A 24856-nucleotide genomic window follows, 5' to 3' on the forward strand; every position below is an offset into this window, starting at 1 on the left:
CGCCTTCACGGATGACGCCTGAACGCATACCCGTCATCGCGACAAAGCGGGGCCGACGATCGAATCCTCGGCCAAGACGGCCCCGCAAAGGTCCACGCCCAGCTGTCCATGCCACAACAGGTGGAACAGCACCGGCAGCACCATGATCGCTTCGCCGACCGATCTCACACCGGCCATCAGTGGCCGCGCCGAGTCGAAGGCCGCTTGCAACGCCGCGGCGACCGCCGGGCGGTAAACCCGTGGATGTCGATACCCGGACAGCCACCTCAGGTTCGCCGTCACCACCGGATCTGCCTCGCCGACACGCCGATAGGTCCATCCGAGCGAACGGCACGCCTGATCCGATCGATCGAATAACTCAGCATCAGCTTCCGATATTCGGTTATCGCTGCGCACGTCGAGAACCCTCGCGGATCCGTCGGACAAACGTACGAAGTAGTCTGGCACGTGGTGCCTGCCATCACCCCAATGCAGTCGGAACGGCTGCGAAGCAACGCCAATGACCGCGGGATCGGCATCCAGCGCCATCAAATGGTCGCGCTCCACCCATGACTCATAGCCGATGTGCTCACGAGTCTTCGAAAACCACCACAGCCCTGGATAATTGCTCTGTCCACGAAACGACGGGAATCCGCGGATAGGTGAGCAGTCCAAATCAAAGGCCACCGCGGCGCACTCGGCTAGCGGCAAGCGCGAGTAACCTCCGGTGGAGTTGAGTTCAAGCTCAACACCACCGTTGACCCGGGGCCACAGCGCTGCCGGCGACGTGCGCACCAAACAACGGTACCGGCCGTGCCTCAAATAGATTGACAAAGACACGCCGATACCCCAGATGCGGCGGCAATACCCAACGTCGGATGTCAACGGACATCCACGCCGCGGTGGAAGTGATGTTCCGATAGCCCTTGCGGGCCAGGGCAATTCGTCACAGTGACGTTTTACCGGTGGTGCGGCAGGAGCGGGGACGGGTGGTCGATTGGCGGGTCTATGGATCAAGTGCAGTTGGGATCGGCTTGGCGCTGAACGTTGGTCCGGTCGACGCGCCGGCCCTCAACCGCCGCGATCTGTTCTGTGCGTTCTGTGGAGGCCAGTGGCTGCTCGCATAGGCGCCGACGGCAGCGCTGTGAAGCACCCAATCGTCAAGGGGTGCGAGCGCTTTCATCTACTGCACCTCGGTGAAGCGTTTGCCGATAAGCAACATTATGTCAAATAAAGTACGCCGTTTTCATCTGATGAATCACGGACGTTCCGAGTGACCCTCGCCCGACGTTTGGAGTCGATTTGGCTAAATCGCTTCGACACCAATGCTTTACGACAGATTCGCCAAGCGCATAGGGCCTCCGTCTGGTCCGGCCGCCGCGACACGCGCCGACGAACACTCGTTCGCGATGGACCTTCGATATTCACACACCATCGATTCTGATCAATCGGTGGCTTGCGATCACGCGTCTGCATCCTGGAGCGAAGGAATACGACCGAACTGAAGACGGCGAGCTACCAGTAGGGTACGCCGGCTTCATCAGATGATTGGCTCGATCTAAAGCACGAGTTGCCCGCCTCCGGTCGGGCTATGCGGCGTATCCGCCGTCGATCCTCAGTACTGCGCCGGTGACGTAAGAGGCCTGCGGGCTGGCGAGGAAGACGACGCCTGCGGCGATCTCCTCCGGTCTGCCGTACCGTCCCATCGCCGCTGTCGGCAGGAACATGGATGCGGCCGGGCCGTCGGCGGGGTTTCCTTCGGTGTCGACGAACCCTGGCTGGATGACGTTGACCGTGATGCCCCGGTGCGCCAGATCGCGGGCTGCACCCCGACTGAAGCCCTCGAGGGCCGACTTCGTTCCCGTGTAATACGCCATCCCAGCGAAACCCGCCCGCGTAGCCACACCCGAGCTGATGCTGACTATCCGCCCGCTATCAGGCAGCAGCGGGATCGCTGCCCGGACCGCGGCCACCACGCTGGTGTAGTTGGTGGCGAGCAGCCGATCGAGGGCAGTCTCGTCGACGGACTCGCTGTCCACGGTGCCGCCGCCACCCACGGCCGCGTTGTTGACCAGAATGTCCAGCTTTCCGAACTGCTGGACCACGGTGTGGATCAGGCCCGTCGCCTGCTTCGCATCTGCCTGGTCGGCCCGAAAGGCCGCCGCGCGTACTCCCTTTGCCTCCACGTCGGCGACCACAGCCTTGGCCTGATCCGCCGAAGACGAGTAGCTGATCGCGACGTCGGCTCCTTCGTCAGCCAGCGCCAGCGCCGACGCCGCCCCTATCCCCCGCGATCCGCCGGTCACGATCGCGACCTTGTTGTCCAGCTTTCCCATGTGCTTCCTGCTTCCTGGTAGGTCTGACTTTTCGCGGAGTTCTTGACCGCGCGGTCCACCATAACCATAGTGGACCGCACGGTCAACAATCCGTATCCTGGTTCGCATGGCACGTCCGCGAGCGTTCGACGAGAAGCAGGTGCTGAACGCCGTCCGGGAGCAATTCTGGGACGCCGGTTACGCCGCGACCTCGCTGGAAGACCTGATGCGGGTCACCGGGCTGGGCAAAGGCAGCCTCTATGCAGCGTTCGGCGACAAGCGTCAGCTGTTCCTCCAGGCACTGCACAGCTACACCGACGACAACCACGGCCATCTTCGGCAAGCCCTGGCCGAGGCCCCACGGGCTGTGGACGCACTACGCATGCTCCTCGAAGCACCGATCGACGACCCGGACGACGCCGGCACGCGGCGCGGCTGCCTGATGGCCAACAGCACCTGCGAACTCGGCAACGCCGATCCAGAAGTTCTCGCCCACGCCCACCGCGCCTACGAGACGTCCACCGCGCTGATCGGCGACTGCGTCGCCCGCGCGCAACGCGAGGGCGACCTGCCGGCCGGAGCGGATCCGATCGCACTGGCGCGGGCCCTCCTGGCTGCGCAACAAGGGATCGTGTTCATGAGCCGGACCGGGTTGGACACGGCCACACTCTCCGCCACGGCACGATCGCTCGCGGCCCAACTCCTGCCGGACCACTCCGGCGACTGAACCGACCGGCGCGAATCCAACCGTTCGCCCAGCCTGTCAGCCGTCTTTGTCCTCTCCGGCCGTGGAGTTCGTGGCGCTCGCAGCGCTCCTTTGAGAACCCTCCCCGCCGCGCGCCGTGAAGATCGCCTCCGGCTGAACGCTCTCGAAGCGGTACTACCAGGGCCCATCTGGCTCCGCCGCTAGGTCCCCTCCCCTGACAGCGCGGACCGTTTCGATGCCAACTACCGCCGCAATACGGCGGAATCGAATATGGCGGGTTACCAGTAAACTAGGCATGTTCATCCGATGAATCATTCTCGCCTAGCTCTTGCTTTGGTTTCTGCTCGTACTTGCACCGCGTCCATGCCGCCCCTCGGTTAAGAGTGAGTTGCGGGTCAGTTGCGCGCGAACCGTCGTTGCACGTCGGGCCGGCTTCGCAGTTTCTTGGGGTATCCGGGACCCATCTTCATCGTCGTATCTTCTGTTCGCAGCGGCGCTCGACAGGTGGCGCATACAACTTCGGCGTGACTGTCGTGTCCGCAGCTTTCGTGGTGAAACACCACGGGCGCGCCGTCAGTCCCCGCCAGCCATTGGTCTCCCCACCGTGACATGGCGGCGAGAACGCCGAAGAAGTCTCGCCCCTTCTCGGTGAGCACGTAGTCGTAGCGGACGGGCTCGTGTTGGTAGGGCCGTTTGTGCAACAGTCCTTGGTCCACAAGCCGATTCAGCCGCTCGGTCAAGGTATTGCGCGGGATCCCCAGTTCGCGCTGGAACTCGTCGAACTTCGTGATCCCGTAGATCGCGTCACGCAACACCAGCATCGCCCATCCGTCCCGCACCAGGTCGACCGTGCGGGCGATCGAACACGGCCAGTTCGCAAACGATGTCTGTTTCACAGCACGCAGTATACCGTCTGATGATGAAACCTACCAGTTGAATGGCAATTCCTGGATGTGGTCCTGACAGAAGCGGGGTCGGCAATATCACGTTGTGGCACACGCCCTAATCTCCTGTGCGCCGAAACATGGCTCTACACAGGCTATATCTTGGTGTCTACATCGCTGGCTTGGCTCCGGAAATCCACGAGTGACTCCACCAGTGACAGCCACAGGCCGAGTCATCAGTTGTGTATTTGAACTTACAACTGTTACAGTGCATTCCATACATTCTTCGCCTCAAACCCTGACTCAAGGCGGCCTCATTGGGGCGGTTCTGGGCGATTCTCGATTGCGGCCGTTGACCTGGCCGGGTGGGATACATCCTCGGAGCGCCCGAGACCCTATCGAGCAACGGAGAAAGGAAGGTCTGAGTAACGTGATTGGATCGCTCACCGGCAAATATTTGGCTAATTCTTACGCGAGCCAGGCGCCGAAGCCCCATGGCATACCGTATTTGCTTGGTCAACTCGCGATGACGCTTTTGCTCGCAGTGACCTGGCTCATCGTCGGCTGGCTTCTTTTTATCCCGTCGTCACGGCATCCGGAACCGTCGCGGGACACAAACTCGATTCGGTGCTCTCACGACATCGCAAGCGCGACATGTCACGCGAGACCGACCATCCCGCGTCGCCCCTAGCCCGGCATGTCCGTTCTCGACCGCCGCCCACTTCGGCTCGAAACGCTTCTATCCACAACTCTTGTCGGACATTTCTCGCGATCTGCGGCTGCGTGAACTTTCATTTCATCCCCGCGAAATGCGTCTCACCAACGCCGCCTCGCCGAGGCTCATCCACTGCCGTTGCCGGCGAAGATCCGTACCGAATTCCTCAACCCGATCCGCAAGGAGGCACCACTATGAGCAGTTTGGCACTCAACCTAATCGAGGCCACCCGACGCCACGCGGAGGGCATTGCCATGCGCCTCGACGAAGTCGAAATTCCCTACAGCGGGCTCGATTCGGCCAGCGCCTGCTTGGCCGGTCTGCTGGCAACGCATGGATTGCTTCCCGGTGATCGGGTCGGCGTCATGCTGCCGAACGTTCCCTACTTCGCCGTCGCCTACTACGGCGTGCTGCGGGCGGGCGGTGTTGTCGTGCCCATTAATGTTCTGCTGAAGGCTCGCGAGACCAGCTTCTACCTGTCGGACTCGCAGGCGAAGTCGATTATCGCCTGGCATGAGTTCGCACCGGCTGCGAGGGCCGCGGCCACAGCTACTGGCGCTGAGTGCATCGTGGTGACCCCGGGACAATTCGAGGAGCTGATCGGCGCGGCCGAACCGGTCGCCGAACCTTTCCCGCGCGAGGATGACGACACCGCGGTGATCCTCTACACATCGGGTACGACGGGCACGCCGAAGGGCGCCGAGCTCACCCACGCCAACCTGCGTCGCAACGCTGCGATGGCGGTCGAGACGGTGGACCTCGCGGCCGACGACGTGATCCTGGGTGCCCTGCCGTTGTTCCACGTATTCGGGCAGACTGGGGCGCTGAACGCCGCGGTTGCGGCTGGCAGCTGCCTGACACTGATCCCTCGTTTCGATCCGGCCAAGGCACTTGAGATAATCGAGCGCGACCACGTCACCGTGTTCGAAGGCGTCCCGACGATGTTCGCCGCGATGCTGCACAGCGACAAGCGGTCGGACACGGCGTCGCTGCGGTTGTGCATATCGGGTGGGGCCGCGATGTCGGTCGAGCTGATGCGTGGCTTCGAGGAGGCCTTCGGCTGCATGGTGCTCGAGGCCTACGGCCTCAGCGAAACCTCGCCGCTCGCGTCGTTCAACCATCCCGACGGGGAGCGCAAGCCGGGATCGATCGGCACGCCGGTCACCGGGGTCGAAATGAAATTGGTCAATGTAAGCGAGGACGGTGTCGGCGAGATCGCCATCCGTGGCCACAACGTCATGAAGGGCTACTGGAACCGGCCAGACGCGACTGCCGCGGCGATCGACGGCGACGGCTGGTTCCACACCGGCGACCTGGCGCGCGTCGATGACGACGGCTACTACTTCATCGTCGACCGTTCCAAGGACATGATTATCCGTGGCGGCTACAACGTCTATCCGCGCGAAGTCGAGGAGGTTCTCTACGAGCATCCGGCAGTCCGGGAGGCGGCCGTTGTCGGCATCCCCGACGACATGCTCGGCGAGGAGGTGGGCGCCGCGGTCGCGCTGATGTCCGGAGCCGAGGCGGACGCCGCCGCAATCCGGGACTTCGTCAAGGACCGCGTGGCCGGCTACAAGTACCCGCGGCGGGTCTGGTTCGTCGACGAACTGCCCAAGGGGCCGACAGGCAAAATCCTCAAGCGCGATATCGCGATCCCGGCGGAGGAATGATGGAATCTTTTGTATCACAGAAGTTTTGGGCTACGACCACGTGCGCATCCACGTGACACCACACGACCGCCAGTTCGCGGCAATCCATGTGAGCGAGCCATTTACCGTCAGGGCATCTGCGGCGCACACCGAACAGCTGACCGCGAAAGCGTGTCGCACCGCTCCCCTGCTCTCACTCGCCTGATCGCACCATCGCAAGGGAGGAATGGCCGGATGGGATTAGGCACCGCCGCATCCGCCTCATCCACCTCGGGATCGGGCTTCAGCGTTGCTCGACATCGGTGAGAAGTTTCCAGGGCTGCATGCCGAGGAGACCCGCAAAGTGCCCCTGCATCTCGACGCCGGACGGCAGCGGGCGCCACCATATGGTCACCTCGGCGATCTTGCCGTCCGCGTCGAGCAGGATGTAGTCCATTCCGTCGACCACGGTGTCTTCGAACTGCAGCCGGAAGTACGCGGCGTGGTGCGTCTCCCCGCTGAGGACCTCCTTATAGGTGAGGTCGGTTGCCACTTCGCTGACGGTCCGAATGGCTTCCAGAACTGCCTCGCGGCCGGTGAGTGGCTCATCGCCGAGCGGGCCGTACAGCACCACGTCCTCGGCGAGGATCCCCGAAAGGGCGTCTTTGTCTGCGCCGCCGTGCATGCAGTTGACGAATTGGTCGACGGTGTCGCGGTGCGGGGCGAATGTGGTCATGGCTACTCCTTGTGCCTCTGGGTCAGATCGCTGAGGTGCCGCCGTCGACGACCAGCTCCATGCCATTGACATAGCTCGAGTCGTCCGAGGCGAGGAACAACGCGGCCGACGCGAGTTCCTCAGGGCGGCCCATCTTTCCGCGCGGGATCAAGGATTCGAACTGCGCCTTCATCTCCTCGTCGAACAACTCCTCCTGCTTCGGAGTGGCGACCTGGCCGGGGGTCAGCACGTTCACCCTGATCTTCCTGTCCTTCAACTCGGACAGCCACACCCGTGCGTAGGCGGGCAGCACGGCCTTGCTCGCTGCGTACACACTCCACTCCGGGTAGCCCTTGAGCGAGGCGTTCGACCCGGTCATGAAGATCGAGCCGCCATCGTTGAACAGCGGCAGCGCTTTCTGGACCGTGAACAGCGTGCCGCGCGCGTTCAGCCAGAAGGCGGCATGGAAGTGCTCCTCGGTGATCTCGCCGAGCCTGGCCTGCTCCCCTGTCCCGGCACTTGCCCACAACACGTCGATCGCGCCCTTTTCTTGCTTGACCGTGTCGAACAAACGGTCCAGATCGTCGAGGTCGGCCGAATCTCCCTGCACGCCGGTCACATTCCGGCCGATCAGTTCGACCGCCTCGTCCAGTGCGTCCTTTCGTCGGCCCGTGATGAAGACGTGAGCTCCCTCGTCAACGAACAACTTGGCGCCGGCCAGCGCCATCCCACTTGTCGCACCGGTGATCACCGCGACCTTGCCATCGAGCTTTCCCATGATGACTCCATTCATTCCAGATTATGTATACCGTTCTGTGTACTTACCGTATCGGAAGAGGGTGTCGATGACAAGCTATGCACACCGATCGGTACCCAATTGGGCTAAGCTGGGCGTATGACGGAGTTGGAGAAGGGGCCGCGAGGCCTGCGGCGCGGCAGGGGTGCGCAAGAACGCATCCTCAGCGCTTCACGACAGCTGTTCCGCGATCAAGGCATCAACAGCACCGGCATGGACCAGCTCTGCGCGGTGGCCCAGGTATCCAAGCGCACGTTTTACCAACACTTCACCGGCAAGGACGATCTGATCGCCGAGCACCTACGCCGATTCGATCCCGACGTGCTGCCCGAGGTGTTCGACCGCACCGACCTCACGCCCCGCGAACGGCTCCTTGCCGCCTTCGATATACACGGGCCGCTGTGCCCGTTCATCGCCGCGGCCGTCGAGATCAACGACCCGGACCACCCGGCCCGCCTACGCGCCCGCGACTACAAGAAAGCCTTTGCCGCGCGGCTCAGCGCGACCGCCCGCGAGGCCGGCGCCACCGACCCCGAACAGCTCGGCGAACAACTGGCACTGCTGCTCGACGGTGCCTCGGCGCGCAACCGAGTCCTCAACTCCGAGGGCTTCGCGACCGCAGCCGCCATCGCCGCCGTCCTGATCGACAACGCCATCCCCGCAGCAGCGGAACCGCCTGACACAAGCGGCGCCCGGACTGGATCGAATACCGAGGATTAGCAGTAAAACCACTCGCAGGTCGGTGAAATGGCCTCGATGCCAGTCACTTTCCACTCGTGCGTAACTCCCAGGGCTGCATGCCGATTGCATCGGCAAGGTTTCGTTGCAGCGCAACGCCGGCCGGCAGCGTGCGGTAAAAGATGCTCACCTCGGCGATCTTGCCGTCCGCGTCGAGCAGGACGAAGAAGATGCCGTTGACCGCGGCATCCCCGACCTGCAGCCGGAAGTGCGCGGCGTGGTGGGTCTCGCCGCTGAGGACCTCCATATAGGTGTCGTCGGACGAGAGTCCGTTGACGGTTTTTATGGTTTCCACGGCGACCTCGCGGCCGGTGATCGGCTCATCGCCGAACGGGCCGTACAGCACCACGTCCTCGGCGAGCAGACGGGCGAGGGTGTCTGTGTCTGCGCCGCCGTTGATGCAGTCGACGAAGGACTCCACGGTGTCACGGTGCGGGGCGAACGTGGTCATGGTCACTCCTCGTGGCTCGTCAGACTTCGCGCGTGTGAATTCTGTTGGTGTGCCTAGGCCGTCAGCCGGTCGGAGAAGTAATGGCCGTTGTCCAAATCCGCGAGCAGGCTGGGTTGAGTGGGTTCCCAACCGAGCGTCTGGCGCGTGATGAGGTTCGAGGCCGGCAGCGACATCCCGACCAGGTTCGCGTAAAGGCCGAAGTATCCCGGCAGCATCAGTACGTCCGCGGGAATGCTCACGACGGGCAGGCCCAGACGGCTGCCAATGGCTTCGGCGATATCGCGGAACGGGATGCCCCCGTCCTCGATTGCGTGCCAATATCGGCCTGCCGGACCCTTCTCCAGCGCCAACCGGAACAAGGTGGCGACATCGCGGATGTGCACGGCGCCCCACAGGTTCGCGCCGTCTCCGGGGTAGCCGGCGAAGCCCTTCTCCTTCGCGAGCGCGATCAGCCCCGGGAGGAAGCCGGCACGATCGATGGTGCTGTGCGCGATGGTGGGCAACCGCACGATCGAAGACCGCACTCCCCGCTCGGCGAGGCCGATTACGGCGCGTTCCACGGCGTTACGGAACCGCAGGGTGCCCTTGTACTCATCGCCGCTGGGAAGGGCCGCGTCCTCCTCGGCGGCCGGTCGGCCCAGATTCCCGGGCGAGGCCATACTGCCCGCCGCGACCAGCGGCTTTCCGGTTCCCGCGAGTGCCTCACCGTAGGCGTGTATGACCGGGACCTCCGCGGCGGTCACGGCGTCGATCCCGCCGGAGGGAAGCAGGTCTTGCCGGTGCGCGACGTGGATGACGCCGTCGGAGTCCGCGGCCGCCTCCTTGAGCCCGTCGAGATCCTCGAGACTGCCGCGACGCACCTTCGCGCCGAGCGCGGAGACGGCCGCCGCGGCCGTGTCCGACCGGGCCAGCCCGGTGACTTCGTGCCCGGCGGCGATGAGCTCAGGGATGATGTACGAACCGGAATGGCCGGTCCCGCCAGTGACGAAAACGCGCATGTGACTGTCCTTTTCAGGGTAGGGCGAGCTCAGCTGAGAACGTTGACGCCGAGGCAGAAGTCGGTGTGCTTGATGGAGTGGTTGAGAAGGCTTATCTCCAGCAGGCCGACGTTCTCCAATGCCCGCGCCAACAGCAGCGGCCCGGCGTCCAGCGGACGCAGTCCCAGGCTCTCGATGAACACCGACACGCGTGCCTTGGCCGGCGCGTCGTCGCCGGCGATGAACACATCGACCGGGCGGCCGTCGGCCAGAACATTGGCGAACAAGGTGTTGAATGCCTTGACGACATGCGCGCCGGCGGGGGCAGCCTTGGCAATCTCCTGCGCGCCGGAACTGCCCTCGGGGGTGACAAAACCCGTCAAATCGGGGCTGACCGGGTTGGTGATATCGATGACGACCTTGTCGCGCAAAGCATCCCCGTACTCGCTGACCACCGCCACCGCGCCGGCGTACGGCACAGCGAGGATGACGATGTCCCCCGCCGGGGCGGTGTCGGCCGTCCCGACTGTGGCGCCGACGATTTCGGCGGCCAATTCCTTGGCTTTGACCGGGTCTCGGCCGATGATCTCGACTGCGTTACCGCCTGCGAGTGCCCGCTCGGCCATCGCGCTGGCCATGTTTCCGGTGCCGATGATGCTGATGTTGCTCATTGCATATCCCGTCTTGGTTGACGAATCAAAAAGGTTGACATCTCAACCTTAGGTCGGTTTGGGTGATGAGTCAACCAATTGGGGTAGCATGGCGGTCAATGGAATCGAACTGGCTCGACCCCCGTGAAGCCCGCGCCTGGCGAGCCTTCATAGACGCGCATCAACAGATCGAAGTCCACCTGAGCCGACGGCTTCAGGAATCGGGCCTGTCCGGGGCCGACTACTCGGTCCTGGCGGCGCTCTCGGCTCTCGACGGAGACCGCATGTCCGCCCGCCACCTGAGCCAAGCACTGGGCTGGGAGAAGAGTCGTCTCTCCCATCAGGTGCGGCGCATGCAGAAGGACGGGCTGATCAGCCGCGAGCCCAACCCCGACGACGCCCGCAGCACCATGGTCTGCCTGCTGCCGGCCGGCCGCGCCGCCATCGAGAAGGCCGCACCCGGACACGTGGAGGATGTCCGCCGGAACTTCGTCGACCTGTTCACGCCGGCTGAGCTCGACATGCTCGCCACCCTCAACGAACGAGTCCTGCAGCACCTGGCCACAAACCACGACTCCCCCGCCGAAGACGAGCCTTCGTAACGTTCATTAGCCGTGAGGATTTCACCCGATCCAGACTGTGACACCACTCGAATTCGCCGGCACACAGCCGGTAAAGCTCAATGACAGAGATCGAAGTCGTCGTACCTTATTGCAGCACAACGCAATCCGACCTCATGGTTGTTGACGGAAATCGGCCCGGTGCCGAACCACATCGGTCCGTCATTCCCCTTCCAGAAACCGGTCAGCACACAAGCGATGAACTACTTGTGACCAGTAGATCGTCACCGGCGGCTACAGCCCGGACGGTACGGCCTTGCCGTTCACCGTCACCTCGACCTGGCCGGTCCTCGGGTTGTACTCGATCTTGCCGTGCTCGAAGGTCGACACCTGCAGATCGCCGACGGCGTTCACGTCGCTAGTGGGAAAGCCCAGCGGACCTGCCGAACCGTTATTGCCGGTGATCGCAGGCGTGCCGTCCGGGTCGCGTGGGATATTCCAGGCATCCCGGATCTTGCCCAGGGTGATATATGCGGGCGTGCCCGCCGCGTCGTTCTTGGCGGTAATCACGCCGCCCTGAAACTGCTGGAATACCAGGCCGCTCTCCCGTTTTCCCGCGTTGCGGTCACCCGTCAGTGGCTTGCCGAGAGCGTCCCTCTGACTCTGGGTTGCTGACGAGTACTTGGCAGCGATCGGGCCGGTCAGGGTCACCTCGACGTCGCGCTCCCCTCTGAGCTTCACCTCGGTGGGCTGCGCGGGGATGTTAGGTGTGGAGGTGGCCTCCACGCTGACGTGAGGCGGTGCCGACGCGTCGACGCTGTTGCCATTGCTGCAGCCCGCAGTGATCAGCGCAACTGCGGCGAGGCCGACGATTGCCGTATGGCGGTATGCGATCGTTCTCATGGGCTTCCTCTCCCGTCGTCCTGTGGTGTGGGTCAAGATGCGGCTGACCCTTCGCCGGGCCGGGACCGTAACCCAACCACTCGAGTGGCGTAGGCGATCGCCGACTTCGTAGCTCCGAACGAACTTACGCCGTGGTCATAGACGGCGCGCCAGGGCACCTGAGTAAGGGGCACCGGTGCTCGATGAATCCACCATGGACTCAGCGGGCGAGTTTCATGACATGCCATCGATGTGCGGCACGGCGCACTATGCACGAGTTGAATCTGCAGAGTTACGAGTAATCCGAAAGGACTCTGCTATCGCACGTCGCGATTAGCGAAACCGGATCACGCCTGAGCAGTACGTCCGTCGCCGATCGCGCCAGGAGGCATCCACCGGATAGTGGCGCCCAGGTGGGCGAATCACGTACGGTAGGTTATAGGTAGGGTGGACGATATCGGGATTATGTTGCGCGGCACGGTATTTCGTTAATCAATACTGGCATTGATCGCCACTAGGTATTGTTCAAGCGTGCAACCGGATTAGGATCGACGATGAACGGATCAGGCATCTGTCGGTTGGATGAACACGCAGTTTGGCTAGGCTCAGGATTGCAAGTACCAAGCGCAGTGACATTACTTCCCCGCTGGGTATCGCATCTTCACAATTCGGTTCCGCTGGTGGCGCCGTGGTGTTCAGGCGGATAGCAACCGTTGGCGGAGCAGAGGCAGTCCGGGTCCGTCGAGGTTGTCCAGCAGTGCGGCACGGCCACCGACTGCCATCATCAAGGCTGACACGCGCCCGCGAATTTCAGCTCCCTTGCCCCAAGATCGACCAACGTCTGTGCCTCGCAATGAAATGCCTCGCAGCCGGCCGAAGGGCACGAAGCCAATCGGCCATGGTCCGGTTAGGAAGTCCAGCGCAAGTCCCACCTGTTCGGGATCGGGGTCAAACGAAAGGTTCAGGGGAATCCTGATGTCGCCGCCATGGATCAAGATATCGGTCAAGGGCGCGACCGGTCCGAACACTGGCGGGCTAAAGCGGTAGTCGGCGCACTGACGCAGGGCGGTCGCGATGTCGGCGGTCGGCAGCAGCGCACGACGGCGAGCGAGTTCGTCGATCCCGCGAGCCAGGCTGCCGCGGCGCAACGCAAACCTAATGGCCACCGAGAAACCATCGGTGACAGAGCAGGCGAGATGTGCAGCCACGGTCTTGATATCCCAGCCGGAACACAGGCTTTGTGTTGCCATCTGAGTTTCGTCCAGGCTTTCGATTAGCGTTGCGATGTGGCGCCGTTCGTTCGCGATAGCGCCGAAGACACGCTCGTGGTCCACTCGCATGAGAAAGACTCTATCGCTGAGATGTACGCGCTTTGGTCGTCGCGGCCAAGGGGCATGTCATGCGCGAGTGTGCTGTGCATAACAAAGCAGCGGTCGCCGCATCGAGTAACAGGAGACTCGGTCGCGGGCTTCCTCTGCACCGTTGCAGTCGGACTCGGGTAGCGAAGCGTGCCACGAAGCGGCTTCGACTGGGCCAAACGGTGATCGAGCGCCCGCCGCGGGGCGGCTCGATCGGCCTTGCTCGGGAATATGACAAAACTGGGTATCACTGATGTCCGGCCTGGCCTGTAATATCAACGCGCCCAGCATATGTCGTGGTATAGAGAGCTGCGGTATTGTCTAGCCATGCACGGCTTTGCGACGATTGATATGAACGCTTCACCGCAGGCCGTGTGGTCGTTGATCAGTGACGTGACACAGATTGGGCGGTTTAGTCCAGAGACGTTCGAGGCCCAGTGGCTTGACGGCGCTGTCGGTCCAGCAGTGGGTGCGAAATTCCGCGGGCACGTGAAGCGCAACGAGAAGGGCCCGATCTACTGGACTGCCTGCACCGTGACTGAGTGTGATCCGGGACAGGTATTCGCGTTCGCCGTGCGGTCACGACCGTTGGGGCTTCCCATCGCGCCGAGCAACACGGTACAGGTCACGTGGCGCTTTAGTCTGAGCCCGACCAGCGACGGAGGCACCTCGGTAACCGAGTCGTTTGAGTTGAGAAACATCCCGGCGATGCGGCTCTGCTGGCGGGCGCTCGGCTGGTGGCGTCGCCCACGGTTGGAGGAGGACATGAAGCGGACGCTGCGCGCGATCAAAGACGCGGTAGAACTGTAGCAGCACTTCTTGCTTCCTCGCTGCGTGTACGCCTGTAACCCTTCGGGTCAAGAGCTGTGCTGCGCCCAATGTTGTTGCAGTACTGGGATGAATTCATCGGCGCGATAGTCCGGGAAATGCATCCGCGCGCGGTAGACGCTGGTGATTCCAACGGCGCCGGGGATTAAATCGGCAAGGCGTCGAGCCCATTTCAGCGGAAAGAACACGTCACCGGTCCCCCACACGATCAGGGTTGGCACCATCAGCGCAGCGAGGTCGGACCGTACCGCGGCCAGATCGGTCGAGGATATGCCCGCGACCAGACGTGCGAAAGCGCGCGAGGATTCTGGTGTCCCGAAGACGGGCTCGTAGTAGGCATCGACGACTTCCGCGGGGAGCCGGCCCGGGTGCGGACAGCCTGCGGTCAGCCCGCTCAGCTTGAGCCGGCGACTTGCGGCAACACGGGGTCCGATCCGGGCAAGCAGCCCCAGGCGGGCAGCGAGGGCAACGGGTTTGAACAACCTCGGCGGGGTGTTCCCCTCGGTGTCGCAATTGGTCAGCGTGAATGTCCATAATCGCCGGCCCAGGTGGGCGGCGACGATTTGTGCCACTGCACCGCCAGTATCGTTGCCCACCAAGTCAAACCGATCCAAGCCCAAGTGCTCGCAAAGCTCGATGACGCGCCGCGCCAGCCCCGTCAAGGTCACGTCGGCGTTGGCCGGCGCTGGTGGCGTGTGCCCATGACCGGGAAGGTCCACCGCGATGCAGCGCCGCCGGTCACCAGCCACTGCGGCAATGACGTTCCGCCACAGCAAGCTGTTGGCGAGGATGCCATGAATGAAGACCGCGGGACGACCGGAGCCGACGTCGAGGTAGCTGATGGGACCGGAAGGGGTGCTGGCGTAACGGCGGTGGTCTTCTAGCGTGCAAATGTTCATGCCCGGTGCCTTTAATTTCGGATACTGCCACCATGTCACATACTTCGGGTATGTCAGTCCGGTAAGTGCGACTATTCTCTTGGGTGTGGAAGGTGTCAAGAGCCGCCGTGCCGAGTACGCCGAGCAGACGCGGGCGGCGATACTCGCTGCCGCGGCTGCCGCGTTCGCCGAGCAGGGGTACACCGCGACGTCGATCACGCGAATCGCCGAGGTGGCGCGCGTCACCAAAGGGGCTGTCTATCACCACTTTTCCGACAAGCAGAGCCTTTTCGAAGCGGTGATCAACCACTACAACGAGGTCGCACAACAGAAGGTCTACCAAGCGATCGCGGGTCACGTCGATGATGTCTGGGGTGCCGCGACCGCGGCTCTGGAGGCAGCACTGGACGTGTGCGCCGACCCCATCGCAGGCCGGCTGATCTACCTGGAAGGGCCAACCGGCCTGGGCTGGAAACGCTGGCGAGAATCCGAACGGCAATACACTCACCAAAACGTGCGCCACCTGTTGTTACAAGGGATCCAAGCCGGCATTTTTGCCGCCGACGCCCCCACCGCCGCGATGACCGACATTTTGGCGGGCATGGTCACTCACGCCGGAATCGCACTCGCCGAAGCCCCCTCGCGCCGTCGCAAACGGATCCGGCGCGATCTCCAGCTGGCCATACACCGGGTCCTTCAAGGTCTCAGAAGCGACAACTAACTCGACGACTGCGGCCTGGGGAGCACTCGCCGCTTTGGTGGTGTGTTATAGCCGTCCTGCACCGAGCAATTATCAGGTCTCGTGTGGGGCGCGGGCGCCGCCGACCCAGCCGTGGTAGGCGTCGATGTCGACGTTGCTTCCGCAGACAATGGTGGCGACATGTCGCCCGGCGAAGCGTTCGCGGTCTTCGAGCGTCGCCGCGACGCCGAGCGCGGCCGATGGTTCAATAATCAGGCCGGCGTGGTCGAGCAGCATTCGCATCGCAGCGATGATCGACGCCTCCCGGACCAGCACAGCGTCGTCAACGACCACCAGAAGGTCGTTGAGGACGGCCGGGATGGGACAGCGACCGGTGATGCCATCAGCGATGGTATTGGTTGAGTTGGTGGTGATTACGCGTCGTTGGCGCCAAGAGTGCGTCATCGCGGGCGCTCCCAGAGGCTGGACGCAGATCACCTCGACGTCGGGCGCGAGGGCCTTGATCACGTGACTCACAGCGGTGGCCAGCGCTCCGCCAACAAGCTCGATTAGGGCGGCGTCGAACGACGGTGCCGTGTACACAAGCTCGCGTCCCCTGCATAACAAAGCAGCGTTAGCGGCGCCTACTTGCCCCTCACCATCGCAAGTGCAACGGCTGAATTAGCTCAATGTCGACGTGTCACTGCGTAATCCAACGGCAGTGCGTAGTCGCCGCTAGGTGCAGGGATATTGCCCGTTGAGCACACAATTCACCGGTGGCGAGTAGGTACCGCTCAGCACACCCCTTAGACCACCTGTGGCCGAACCGCCGGGTGCAATGACGCGATTCCAATTCGCGGGGGTGAGCACATAGTGCGTGCCGGATTGCGTAATGGTGCTGTTCCACGTGTGCGAGACGGATTGCCCCGCCGGCATGTCGAATTCAAGCTTCCAATCAGAGAGCGGTGCCATGCTCGAGTTGGTGACGGTGAAGTTGGCGATGAACCCCGTCTGCCACGTATGTGCGACCGACAACGTCGCTGCGGCCGCAGCCGCATGAGCTACAGGGCTGATGGCGAGTCCGACGATGGCAACTATCAATGCCGACACGGTTACGTGAAGCGCTGTGCGCCAGCGCTTCGCGTAGGTGTTCAGTTCGGACATAGCAGCCACATTAAAGCCGTACAGGCGATATCCGCCGTCGCATCGCGGGTAAGCTGCCGTACCTTTGCTCAACCGAAACCGTCATGAAACGTTTGCCACGATCCACCTGAACCATCGCTACGGCGCGGCCGGCCAGTACCGCAACATCGACCTCACACTCCCCCTCAGCGCTGCTCATGGGTTCCAGGGCGACCGCATGAGCAGGAACACAGTGGAATCGAATATGCGGGTTACCAGCTAGGTCAGCCAGTGTCGTGGACATCCGCGCTCACCAACCTGCGCGCTAGGCGCCGAGCCGAGAACTCGACAATGCGGCCGATGCCGAATCGGAGCGACCAAGAGTTCGCGATAGGTTCGACACATGACGCCACGGATCGTGGTGGTGGGCGCTGGTATGGCAGGGCTCGCGGCCGCCGTCGGACTACAGCGTCGGGGCCATGACGTCACGGTCGTGGAGAAGCGCACCGACACCTCTCCAGGCGCCGGAATCAGCATCTGGCCCAACGCCTTAGCTGCGCTCGACGAACTCGGTCTGGGCGACGCGGTACGTGATGCCAGTGCGAGGGTCACAGCCGGCGCGCTGCGCTGGCGCGACGGCTCATGGCTGCGCCGCCCAGCGGCTGAGCGGATCGTCAGGGCACTCGGCGAACCACTCGCAGTGATTCAACGCTCGGTGCTACGCGACATCCTCACCGGCGGGCTGACGACAGGCACCGTCGAATACGGGCTGGCTGCCACCGGGCTGGCCCCATACCGGCGACAAAGTGCAGCTGAGCCTCTCGGACGCCACCGTGCGTAGGGCCGATGCGATTATCGGCGCGGACGGCACCCACTCTCTGGTCCCCAATCAGTGGCTGGCTACCGGGCCGCAATGCGGGCGGCGCGCTCTCCCCATCAACCTCGGGACCCGCAATTGACTAATTAGCGAGCCGCTGTCCACGGTGGCCCGAGCGGCGGGTGGCCGCCACCGACTCCGGCCGACGCAGTGAGGTCACAGATCGACTGAGGTGGGCGAACTACTCATGCTTGCCGTAACCGCTTCTGGCAGTTCGCGTAGTGCACTACTCGTGCGTCCCAGGGTGAAAACACCGAATGTAGCAGTGGCTGCCCCCACCGGTGCCGCCGATCCCAACCGCCCTGAGGAGCATGAAATGACCATTGAATACGACGCCACCAAAGCCGAGCCGACTATGGACGAGACGCCGGAACCGGAGTGCAAGAGCCTGCCACGGGTGGATCTTCGCAGCGAGATGCGCGAACACCCCTCGTCGCACACTCACGACGTGGCAAGAAAGTGGTGGGTGTGGTCGGGCACCACAAACGTCGGTGACTGCAGTTTGCAAGACGAGTTGCTGACGATCAAAGCCGACGGCACCGCCAACTTCTTCGCCCACGTAAAGTCCAGTGACGACGACGACCAGTGGGTGTTTTACGGCGGCATCTCCTTGCTTGACGTGCACGGCGCCGTGTTGTGGACCAGCCCCAAGCTGGTCGGTCCACAGATGAACTTCGAAGGCGTGTGGGTCACCTGGAACCAGGATTTCCCGTTCCCTGCCGCGTGGTTCGAATCCGCCGCCGGCGCCCGGATCAACCAGGCACACTGCTGACCCTTCTGCGCGTCCGACGATCATTGGGCGTCGCGATGTTACGCGGCGCCCAATGATAGCCACGCGCCGAATTTCGCAGGCCGTTGCGCGTGAGCCGCGTCGATACAGCGGCCGTTGGGGCGACGCCCGCGCCTGGGCGAGCGAAGCCGCCCACACCAGCCCTTGAGGAGCGAAAGATGACCGACGACAGCGACGGCACCAAGGGTGCGCGCGACCGCCCGACGGCCGCGTCTGGTGGTGCGGCGAAGAAATGGTCCATTGCCGACGATGACATGTGGGCCGCTTTACGGATGCAGATCCTTGCTCGGCGTGCGCGCCTTCAGGCCGGGTTACCACCCACCGGCCGGCTCCCTAGGACCTGCGGTCAAACCAGCGCGGACCCCGGCTCTGCCCGCCGGCTTCAGGCCCGCAGAATTGTTAGTGTCCGACCGGCTTCATCACCAACGGCATACCATGACCGGGGGAAACCGTCTTCAGGGCGCGCCGCGACACCGCATTGGTACTCGTGCCCGGCCGGTGAAACGAAATCCGTTGAACGGAGGGCGATTATGAGGCTTGTCGATCGACTGGCGCGATTAGCGCAGACGACGGACCGATGGGTCGGATGGTCCCGACTCCCCAAACCGTTGGGCCTCGCCGTCCTCGTCGGACTGCGTGAGCAACTGCGGGCCCACAACCTTTACGACACCGGCCGCGGACCAAAGGACCGCTCCCCCACGGCGGATGTTGCTGCCTGCCGGGACGCCCGCACCCTCGACGGCACGAACAACGACCTGCAGTACCCGATGATGGGATCGATGGGCAGCCGGTTCGGCCGCAACGTCGCCACCACCTTGACCTATCCCGAAGACCAGCAACGCATCCTAGAACCCAACCCCCGCCTGATCAGTCAGCGCATCCTCGCCCGCGACAGCTTCAAACCGGCGAGCACGCTGAACCTGCTGGCGGCCGCGTGGATCCAATTCGAGGTCCACGATTGGTTCAGTCACGACACGACCGACGACAACCCCTGGGAGATCCCAGTCGCAGCCTCCGACCCGTGGCCCGCCCCGACACTGACCATCAAACGGACAGCACCGGACCCCAGCCCGGACGCGTCCGGGCCGCCGACGTTCGTCACCAAGGACACACACTGGTGGGACGGATCTCAGATCTACGGCAACACAAAGGGATTCGCCGACGGCCTCCGCACCGGAGAACTAGGGCAGGTCAGGATCGACAACGTCGGGTTGCACCCGGAGGAGCTCGAGACCGAGCTCGACCCGCATGGAGCGATCCGGGCCAATTTCTGGGTCGGGTTGGCGCTGCTGCACTCGCTGTTCATGCGCGAACACAACGCGATCTGCCGCGAACTGCACCGGCACTATCCGGAAATGAGCGACCAGCAGCTGTATGACAAAGCGCGCCTGGTCAACTCAGCGCTCATGGCGAAGATCCACACCGTGGAGTGGACCCCGGCGATCATCGCCCACCCCACCACCGAGACGGCAATGCACGCCAACTGGTCCGGGTTGCTCGGGCAGCGCTTCGACGACCGATTCGGACGCATCACCTCCAGCGAGGTGCTGCAGGGCATCCCAGGATCAATGACCAACCATGACGGTGTTCCCTATTCGCTGACCGAGGAATTCGTCGCCGTCTACCGCATGCATCCGCTGATCCCTGACGACTACACCCTGCGCTCCCTTCGCAACGATGAGGAGCTTGCCCGATACCAACTGCCCGATTTGCTGGTGCCCCACGTCCGAGAACGACTCGCGCAGTGGGAGGCCGACGACCTGCTCTACTCGATGGGTGTTGCCAGTCCGGGTCAGATCACGTTGCACAATTTTCCGGTTCACCTGCAAGATTTCCGCCGGGTCAACGACATCCCAATTGACCTGGCAGCGGCGGACATCGTCCGGACCCGGGAGCGTGGCGTGCCGCGCTACAACGCCTTTCGGCGGATGATTCGTCTCAAGCCCGCTGCGACCTTCGAGGACCTCACCGACAACCCGGTTTGGGCCGAGGAGCTACGTCAGATCTACGGTGACGTCGAACGCGTCGACCTCATGGTCGGCCTCTATGCGGAGCCAAAGCCACCGGGATTCGGGTTCAGCGACACCGCCTTCCGGATTTTCATCCTGATGGCCTCCCGCCGGCTGCGAAGCGACCGCTTCTTCACCACCGACTTCACCCCGGCGACGTACACCGACGCTGGCATGAACTGGGTAAAAACCAACTCGATGCGTACGGTGCTGCTGCGGCACTTCCCCGCTCTGGAGCCCACCCTGCGTTCGGTCACCAACCCGTTCGCGCCATGGCCCAGAACACCCGCCCGGCCACCGACCCGAATGTCCGCGCCGGCCACCGCGGCCCGCCGGTATCCGCCGGCGCCGGGACCGCGGCCCACCTATGTGCCCTACAGTGACGCGCTCGAACAACCGGGCGCCGAGGAAGACCGCGAAATCGAGGCAACCGTGCGGGCGTTGCGCGGCAACAACGAATGGGCCTACAAGAAATTCCATCATGGCCTGCGAGACGCCCATGCCAAGACGCTGGCCGTCCTCCGTGGCGAGCTCACCGTCTATCCCGACTTGCCGCCGGAGCTGGCTCAGGGCCTGTTCGCGCAGCCCGGTAGCTACCAGGTGATCACCCGGCTGTCCACGACTTCCGGGGTGATCAGAAGCGACCAGATACGCGGCGTGCACGGCTTGGCGATCAAGGTTCTCGACGTCGCCGGTGACCGCATCCTGAGCGACGATGAGGCCGCCACCCAGGATTTCCTGCTGGTGACCCACCGGGAATTCCCCTTCGCCGATGTGCGGGCATATCTGCGGCGCGGCATGCCATTGGCGTGGCTGTTGGCTCGGCTGTCTGATCCGGCGTTGAGTGCGGTCGGAGCCTTGCTCACCGGGGTTAAACCCGTTCTGGCGAAAGTGGGCGTGGCACTGCCCAACGCCGTGGAGATCTTCATCGAGTCCAACACCCACATCCTGGGTCAGACCTTCTATTCGGCCGCACCCATCCGGTGGGGTGATCATGTCGCCAAGTTCGAGGTCGCTCCGCTGTCGGAGTCGGTAAAGGCGTTGACTGGCCAGCTGCTGGCAGCTGACACGGGTTACGACGCCTACCGCAGCCAGGTGTTCGATTTCTTCGCCGCCAACACCGCGGAATACGAATTGCGCGCCCAGCTCTGCACCGACCTGACCCGGATGCCCATCGAGGACGCAACCGTGCCGTGGCCCGAAGAACTCAGTCCCCACATCGGCGTTGCGAAACTCCGTTACAGCCAACAGAACCCGGACTCCCCCGACCGGCGATACTTCGGCGACGACGTGCTGTCCTACAACTCCTGGCGCGGCCTGGAGGCGCACCGTCCGTTGGGTCCGATCAATCGTCTCAAACTGAAGGTCTACGAAGCCTCCAGCAACTTCCGGCATGACAAGAACAATGTCCGTCCCCTCGAGCCGACCGTCGCCGACCTCCCCGAGTGAGCGCTTGGGCCCGCTGAACAACTCGACTCGCGCCCGTGCGACGGACGCGGTGACGGGCGGACGGAGCCGAAATCTGCGCACAGCGGCCATCCCATTGGGCGCCGACTCGCTGGTAGTCCTAAAATCCCCGAATATGAGCAGCCCATGGCAGTTGCTCGAACGCCCGGCGGAGCAAGAGACGATCCGCGCAGCGCTGACCGGCGACAAGCAGCGCGGTGTGGTGCTGATCGGCCCCGCCGGAGTCGGCAAGACGACGCTGGCTCGCACCGTGACCGACGCGTTGCCGTCCAACGTGCACTGGGCGGCGTGCACCGAATCATCCCAAGCGATCCCGCTCGGTGCGTTCATGCAGTGGGTCGGTGCGTCGAGTGCGCGCGACCCGATCGCGCTGCTCGCGTCGGCGCGCGAAAACATCCTCGCCGGTGCCGAACCAGTGGTCGGTGTCGACGACGCGCATCTGCTCGACCAGCTTTCGGCCACGCTGCTGCACCACATCGCGGTCGAGCGCGCCGGCCGCATTGTGGCCACCGTCCGCAGCGGCGAACCTGCGCCCGACGCGGTTACCTCGCTGTGGAAGGACGGCTATCTGCAGCGGTTCGATCTCGAGCCGCTGTCGAAAGGACAGAGCATCGCGCTGGTTGAATCGGTGCTGGGCGGCACCCTGGAAGGCCTGTCAGCCGATGTCATGTGGTCGGCCTCCGGCGGCAACCCCCTATTCCTGCGGCACATGATTCAAGGCGCGATCGAAGCCCAGAGCCTGACCGAGGTCGACGGCGTTTGGCAGCTGCGCGGACCCACCGCCGTCTCCTCCGGCCTGGCCGAACTACTGGAGAGCCGGCTTGATCACGCGGGTAGCGAAGCGCTGGGCGCGCTGAAGTTTCTGGCGTTTTGCGAGCCTCTGGACCTGGACGCGCTCGTCGAGCTGGCCGGAGAAGACGCCGTCGATGCCGCCGAGCTGCAAGGGTTGATCCGCATCGTGCGCGACGGTCCCTTGCTCAACGCGCGCATCAGCCATCCGCTGTACGGGGACGTGGTGCGCCGCCGCACCGGCACCGCCTCGGCGCGAAAGCTGCGCGGGCGGGTCGTGTCGGTGTTGGCCGGCCGGGACACGAACTCCGCGGCGGACCGCATCCGCCTGGCCCAACTGTCCATCGACAGCGACCAGGTCGCCGATAACGGGCTGCTGGTGGCTGCCGCGAAGGACGCCATCTTCCTGGCCAACCTGCCGCTCGGAGAACGGTTGGCGCGCAGCGCATTCGAACGAGGCGACGGACTGCGCGCCGCCGAGTTACTCTCCCGAGCGGTGCTGTGGCAGGGACGCCCCGGCGAGGCCGACGCGATTCTGGCGCAGTTCAGGGCCGACGACCTCGACGAGCTGCAACTCGTACTGTGGGGCATCCCGCGAGTGTCCACTCTTTTCTGGTCGATGGGCGATGTCGATCAGGCCGCCGAGATCTTTACCCTGATGCGCCAGCGAGTCACGCACCGCGCCCTGCGTCTCATCGTCGAGGCCACCGGGGCGGCGATGGCGGTGCACCAGAACAAGCTTGACGACGGCATCGCGGCCGCCGAGTCGGTCCTCGCCGATCCTGCCGCACCCAAACAGGCTGTCGACTTCGCCGCATTCGCGGCAGGCCTGGCCATGCCGGTGGCGGGCCGCGGCGCCGACTTCGAACCGATCGCGGCACGGTGTCGAGCGGAGCAGAAGCCCACCGACGGGATGATCCGGTGGATGATCCGCTACGGCGACATCTTGGCGCTGACCCATACCGGCAGACTGGATCTGGCCGACCAGCGGGTAGCCGACTACAGCCGCTTCTCCTCCCAGGGACAGTTCGTCGGCTGGGCCATCGCGAAGATCATGACCGGAGTGGTCGCCACCTATCGCGGGATGTTCCCGCAGGCCGTGGCGTCATTCGAGCAGGCGTTGGCCGCGCTCAACGCCGAGAATTCATTGCCGTGGCGGTTGCCGGGCAGGCTGTTGTTGGCGCGGGCGTACGCCGGGCTGGGCCGGACCGCCGACGCCGAGCGGGTGCTGGCCGACGCGAGCGAACACACGGGTCCTCACCTGGCCTTGCATGAGCCAATGGCGCTGATCGCCCGGGCCTGGCTGGCCGCGGCCCGCGGCGGCGAACGCACCGGCATCGATCTCGCCCGTGCCGCCGCCGACACCGCCCACCGGGCCGGCCAGTACGCCGTCGAAGCCGAAGCGCTGCACCACGCCGCCCGTTTCGGGGACCGTACCGTCGCCCCCCGGCTGGCGACCTTGGCCAAACGCGTCGATGGCGCGGTGGCCGGGTGGTACGCCCGCCATGCCGCGGCGGTGGCCGGCTCGGATCCGCGCGCCCTCGACGCGGTGAGCACCGACTTCGAGAACGCGGGGCTGTTGCTTTCGGCGGCAGACGCCGCCGCTCAAGCCGCCGTGCTCTACGAGCGCGGTGGACACGGCCGGTACGCCACCGAAGCCGCCGCGCGGGCGACCAGACTAGCCGCGGCGTGCGGCGCAGCGATCACGCCGGCGATCCAGGCCGCGGCCCAGCCCCTGCCGATCAGCTCTCGAGAACACGAGATCGCGGCCCTGATTGCGGAGGGACTGTCCAACCGCGAGATTGCCGACAAGCTCACGGTGTCCGTGCGCACCGTCGAAGGTCACATTTATCGCGCCTGCATCAAACTCGACATCTCCGACCGTGAGGAACTAGCGGCGATCGTCGCACGCAACCACACCGCCTAGATCCCGGCGTGCGGCGCGACTACCTACGTTGGCGGTCATCTCCACCCACTACAGCAGGTACTCCACGATCCCGGCCGCAGCTGTCGTTTCTTCCAGATTAGCTGGAGCATGCCTGATTCGGCGCCGCGCGGCGCCG

General features: G+C 64.0%; 22 protein-coding genes and 2 pseudogenes. 11 read left to right on the plus strand and 13 right to left on the minus strand.

The features are described 5' to 3' along the window. Positions 1-33 precede the first annotated feature (33 nt). Entirely contained in the window at positions 34-774 is a 741-nt protein-coding gene (locus A5775_RS18780) for a TnsA-like heteromeric transposase endonuclease subunit (RefSeq protein WP_067255671.1), read from the minus strand. Between the two features lie 794 nt (positions 775-1568). Beyond that, on the minus strand, positions 1569-2315 hold the full coding sequence (locus tag A5775_RS18785; protein WP_067255673.1) for an SDR family NAD(P)-dependent oxidoreductase: 747 nt from the start codon (positions 2313-2315) through the stop codon (positions 1569-1571). 106 nt (positions 2316-2421) lie between these two features. Here A5775_RS18785 and A5775_RS18790 point away from each other — a divergent pair, with 106 nt between their 5' ends. After that, positions 2422-3021: a TetR/AcrR family transcriptional regulator gene (locus A5775_RS18790; protein WP_067255675.1), complete on the plus strand. Its 600-nt coding sequence runs from the start codon at positions 2422-2424 to the stop codon at positions 3019-3021. A 374-nt stretch (positions 3022-3395) separates the two neighbouring features. Here the strand turns inward: A5775_RS18790 and A5775_RS18795 are convergent, their stop codons facing one another. Further along, entirely contained in the window at positions 3396-3896 is a 501-nt protein-coding gene (locus tag A5775_RS18795; protein ID WP_067255678.1) for a helix-turn-helix domain-containing protein, read from the minus strand. Positions 3897-4793: 897 nt separating this feature from the next. Between A5775_RS18795 and A5775_RS18800 the strand changes: the two genes are divergently transcribed. Then, positions 4794-6269, plus strand: a complete 1476-nt coding sequence (locus A5775_RS18800; protein ID WP_067255681.1) for a long-chain fatty acid--CoA ligase — start codon at positions 4794-4796, stop codon at positions 6267-6269. A gap of 262 nt (positions 6270-6531) precedes the next feature. Here A5775_RS18800 and A5775_RS18805 read toward each other — a convergent pair whose 3' ends face one another. Both A5775_RS18805 and A5775_RS18810 read right to left on the minus strand, forming a co-directional pair. Continuing rightward, positions 6532-6963 carry a nuclear transport factor 2 family protein gene (locus A5775_RS18805; RefSeq protein WP_067255684.1) on the minus strand — a complete coding sequence of 144 codons (432 nt, stop codon included), beginning with the start codon at positions 6961-6963 and terminating at the stop codon, positions 6532-6534. Between the two features lie 22 nt (positions 6964-6985). Then, the gene (locus tag A5775_RS18810) at positions 6986-7720 is read right to left on the minus strand and encodes an SDR family NAD(P)-dependent oxidoreductase (RefSeq protein ID WP_067255687.1); all 735 of its coding nucleotides are present in this window, start codon (positions 7718-7720) and stop codon (positions 6986-6988) included. Between the two features lie 117 nt (positions 7721-7837). Here A5775_RS18810 and A5775_RS18815 point away from each other — a divergent pair, with 117 nt between their 5' ends. Next, positions 7838-8458, plus strand: coding sequence for a TetR/AcrR family transcriptional regulator (locus A5775_RS18815; RefSeq protein WP_067255689.1), 621 nt, complete (start codon positions 7838-7840; stop codon positions 8456-8458). A 43-nt stretch (positions 8459-8501) separates the two neighbouring features. Here A5775_RS18815 and A5775_RS18820 read toward each other — a convergent pair whose 3' ends face one another. Genes A5775_RS18820 through A5775_RS18830 form a run of 3 tightly spaced genes read right to left on the minus strand, consistent with a single transcriptional unit; the run spans position 8502 to position 10575 of the window. Continuing rightward, positions 8502-8927: a nuclear transport factor 2 family protein gene (locus tag A5775_RS18820; protein WP_067255691.1), complete on the minus strand. Its 426-nt coding sequence runs from the start codon at positions 8925-8927 to the stop codon at positions 8502-8504. Positions 8928-8980: 53 nt separating this feature from the next. After that, positions 8981-9925 (minus strand): SDR family oxidoreductase, encoded by a 945-nt coding sequence (locus tag A5775_RS18825; protein ID WP_067255694.1) that lies wholly within the window; start codon positions 9923-9925, stop codon positions 8981-8983. Between the two features lie 29 nt (positions 9926-9954). Further along, complete coding sequence (locus A5775_RS18830; RefSeq protein WP_067255696.1) at positions 9955-10575, minus strand: NADPH-dependent F420 reductase; 621 nt, start codon at positions 10573-10575, stop codon at positions 9955-9957. A 98-nt stretch (positions 10576-10673) separates the two neighbouring features. On the opposite strand from A5775_RS18830, the gene A5775_RS18835 reads away from it, so the two are divergent. Then, positions 10674-11156, plus strand: coding sequence for a MarR family winged helix-turn-helix transcriptional regulator (locus tag A5775_RS18835; RefSeq protein WP_067255698.1), 483 nt, complete (start codon positions 10674-10676; stop codon positions 11154-11156). Positions 11157-11408: 252 nt separating this feature from the next. Here A5775_RS18835 and A5775_RS18840 read toward each other — a convergent pair whose 3' ends face one another. Together A5775_RS18840 and A5775_RS18845 are read right to left on the minus strand one after the other, a co-directional pair. Continuing rightward, a complete protein-coding gene (locus tag A5775_RS18840; RefSeq protein ID WP_067255701.1) occupies positions 11409-12017 on the minus strand; it encodes an LGFP repeat-containing protein in 609 nt (202 codons plus the stop codon). 674 nt (positions 12018-12691) lie between these two features. Further along, entirely contained in the window at positions 12692-13330 is a 639-nt protein-coding gene (locus A5775_RS18845) for a maleylpyruvate isomerase family mycothiol-dependent enzyme (RefSeq protein ID WP_067255703.1), read from the minus strand. 351 nt (positions 13331-13681) lie between these two features. On the opposite strand from A5775_RS18845, the gene A5775_RS18850 reads away from it, so the two are divergent. Beyond that, positions 13682-14164, plus strand: coding sequence for an SRPBCC family protein (locus tag A5775_RS18850; protein WP_067255705.1), 483 nt, complete (start codon positions 13682-13684; stop codon positions 14162-14164). Between the two features lie 47 nt (positions 14165-14211). Here A5775_RS18850 and A5775_RS18855 read toward each other — a convergent pair whose 3' ends face one another. Then, positions 14212-15081, minus strand: coding sequence for an alpha/beta fold hydrolase (locus A5775_RS18855; RefSeq protein ID WP_067255707.1), 870 nt, complete (start codon positions 15079-15081; stop codon positions 14212-14214). Between A5775_RS18855 and A5775_RS18860 the strand changes: the two genes are divergently transcribed. Then, positions 15074-15781 carry a TetR/AcrR family transcriptional regulator gene (locus tag A5775_RS18860; protein ID WP_082953075.1) on the plus strand — a complete coding sequence of 236 codons (708 nt, stop codon included), beginning with the start codon at positions 15074-15076 and terminating at the stop codon, positions 15779-15781. The two genes, A5775_RS18855 and A5775_RS18860, sit on opposite strands and share 8 nt — an antisense overlap. 72 nt (positions 15782-15853) lie before the next feature. Here A5775_RS18860 and A5775_RS18865 read toward each other — a convergent pair whose 3' ends face one another. Together A5775_RS18865 and A5775_RS25060 are read right to left on the minus strand one after the other, a co-directional pair. Beyond that, a complete protein-coding gene (locus A5775_RS18865; protein WP_231995212.1) occupies positions 15854-16342 on the minus strand; it encodes a pyridoxal-phosphate dependent enzyme in 489 nt (162 codons plus the stop codon). A 132-nt stretch (positions 16343-16474) separates the two neighbouring features. Next, positions 16475-16903 carry a cellulose-binding domain-containing protein gene (locus A5775_RS25060; RefSeq protein WP_082953076.1) on the minus strand — a complete coding sequence of 143 codons (429 nt, stop codon included), beginning with the start codon at positions 16901-16903 and terminating at the stop codon, positions 16475-16477. Between the two features lie 361 nt (positions 16904-17264). Between A5775_RS25060 and A5775_RS18875 the strand changes: the two are divergent. The 5 genes and pseudogenes from A5775_RS18875 to A5775_RS18890 all read left to right on the plus strand — a co-directional run. Beyond that, positions 17265-17745, plus strand: a pseudogene (locus tag A5775_RS18875) (FAD-dependent oxidoreductase); the annotation flags it as partial. 309 nt (positions 17746-18054) lie between these two features. Further along, the gene (locus A5775_RS18880; protein WP_067255717.1) at positions 18055-18510 is read left to right on the plus strand and encodes a DUF6294 family protein; all 456 of its coding nucleotides are present in this window, start codon (positions 18055-18057) and stop codon (positions 18508-18510) included. A gap of 548 nt (positions 18511-19058) precedes the next feature. Then, a pseudogene (locus A5775_RS25695) lies at positions 19059-20822 on the plus strand (peroxidase family protein); the annotation flags it as partial. Positions 20823-20843: 21 nt separating this feature from the next. Next, the gene (locus A5775_RS25700; RefSeq protein WP_197512738.1) at positions 20844-21986 is read left to right on the plus strand and encodes a catalase family protein; all 1143 of its coding nucleotides are present in this window, start codon (positions 20844-20846) and stop codon (positions 21984-21986) included. A 133-nt stretch (positions 21987-22119) separates the two neighbouring features. Continuing rightward, complete coding sequence (locus A5775_RS18890; protein ID WP_067255721.1) at positions 22120-24720, plus strand: LuxR family transcriptional regulator; 2601 nt, start codon at positions 22120-22122, stop codon at positions 24718-24720. The last annotated feature ends 136 nt before the right edge of the window (positions 24721-24856 follow it).

This window comes from Mycobacterium sp. 852002-10029_SCH5224772, assembly GCF_001667315.1.
Lineage (GTDB): Bacteria > Actinomycetota > Actinomycetes > Mycobacteriales > Mycobacteriaceae > Mycobacterium.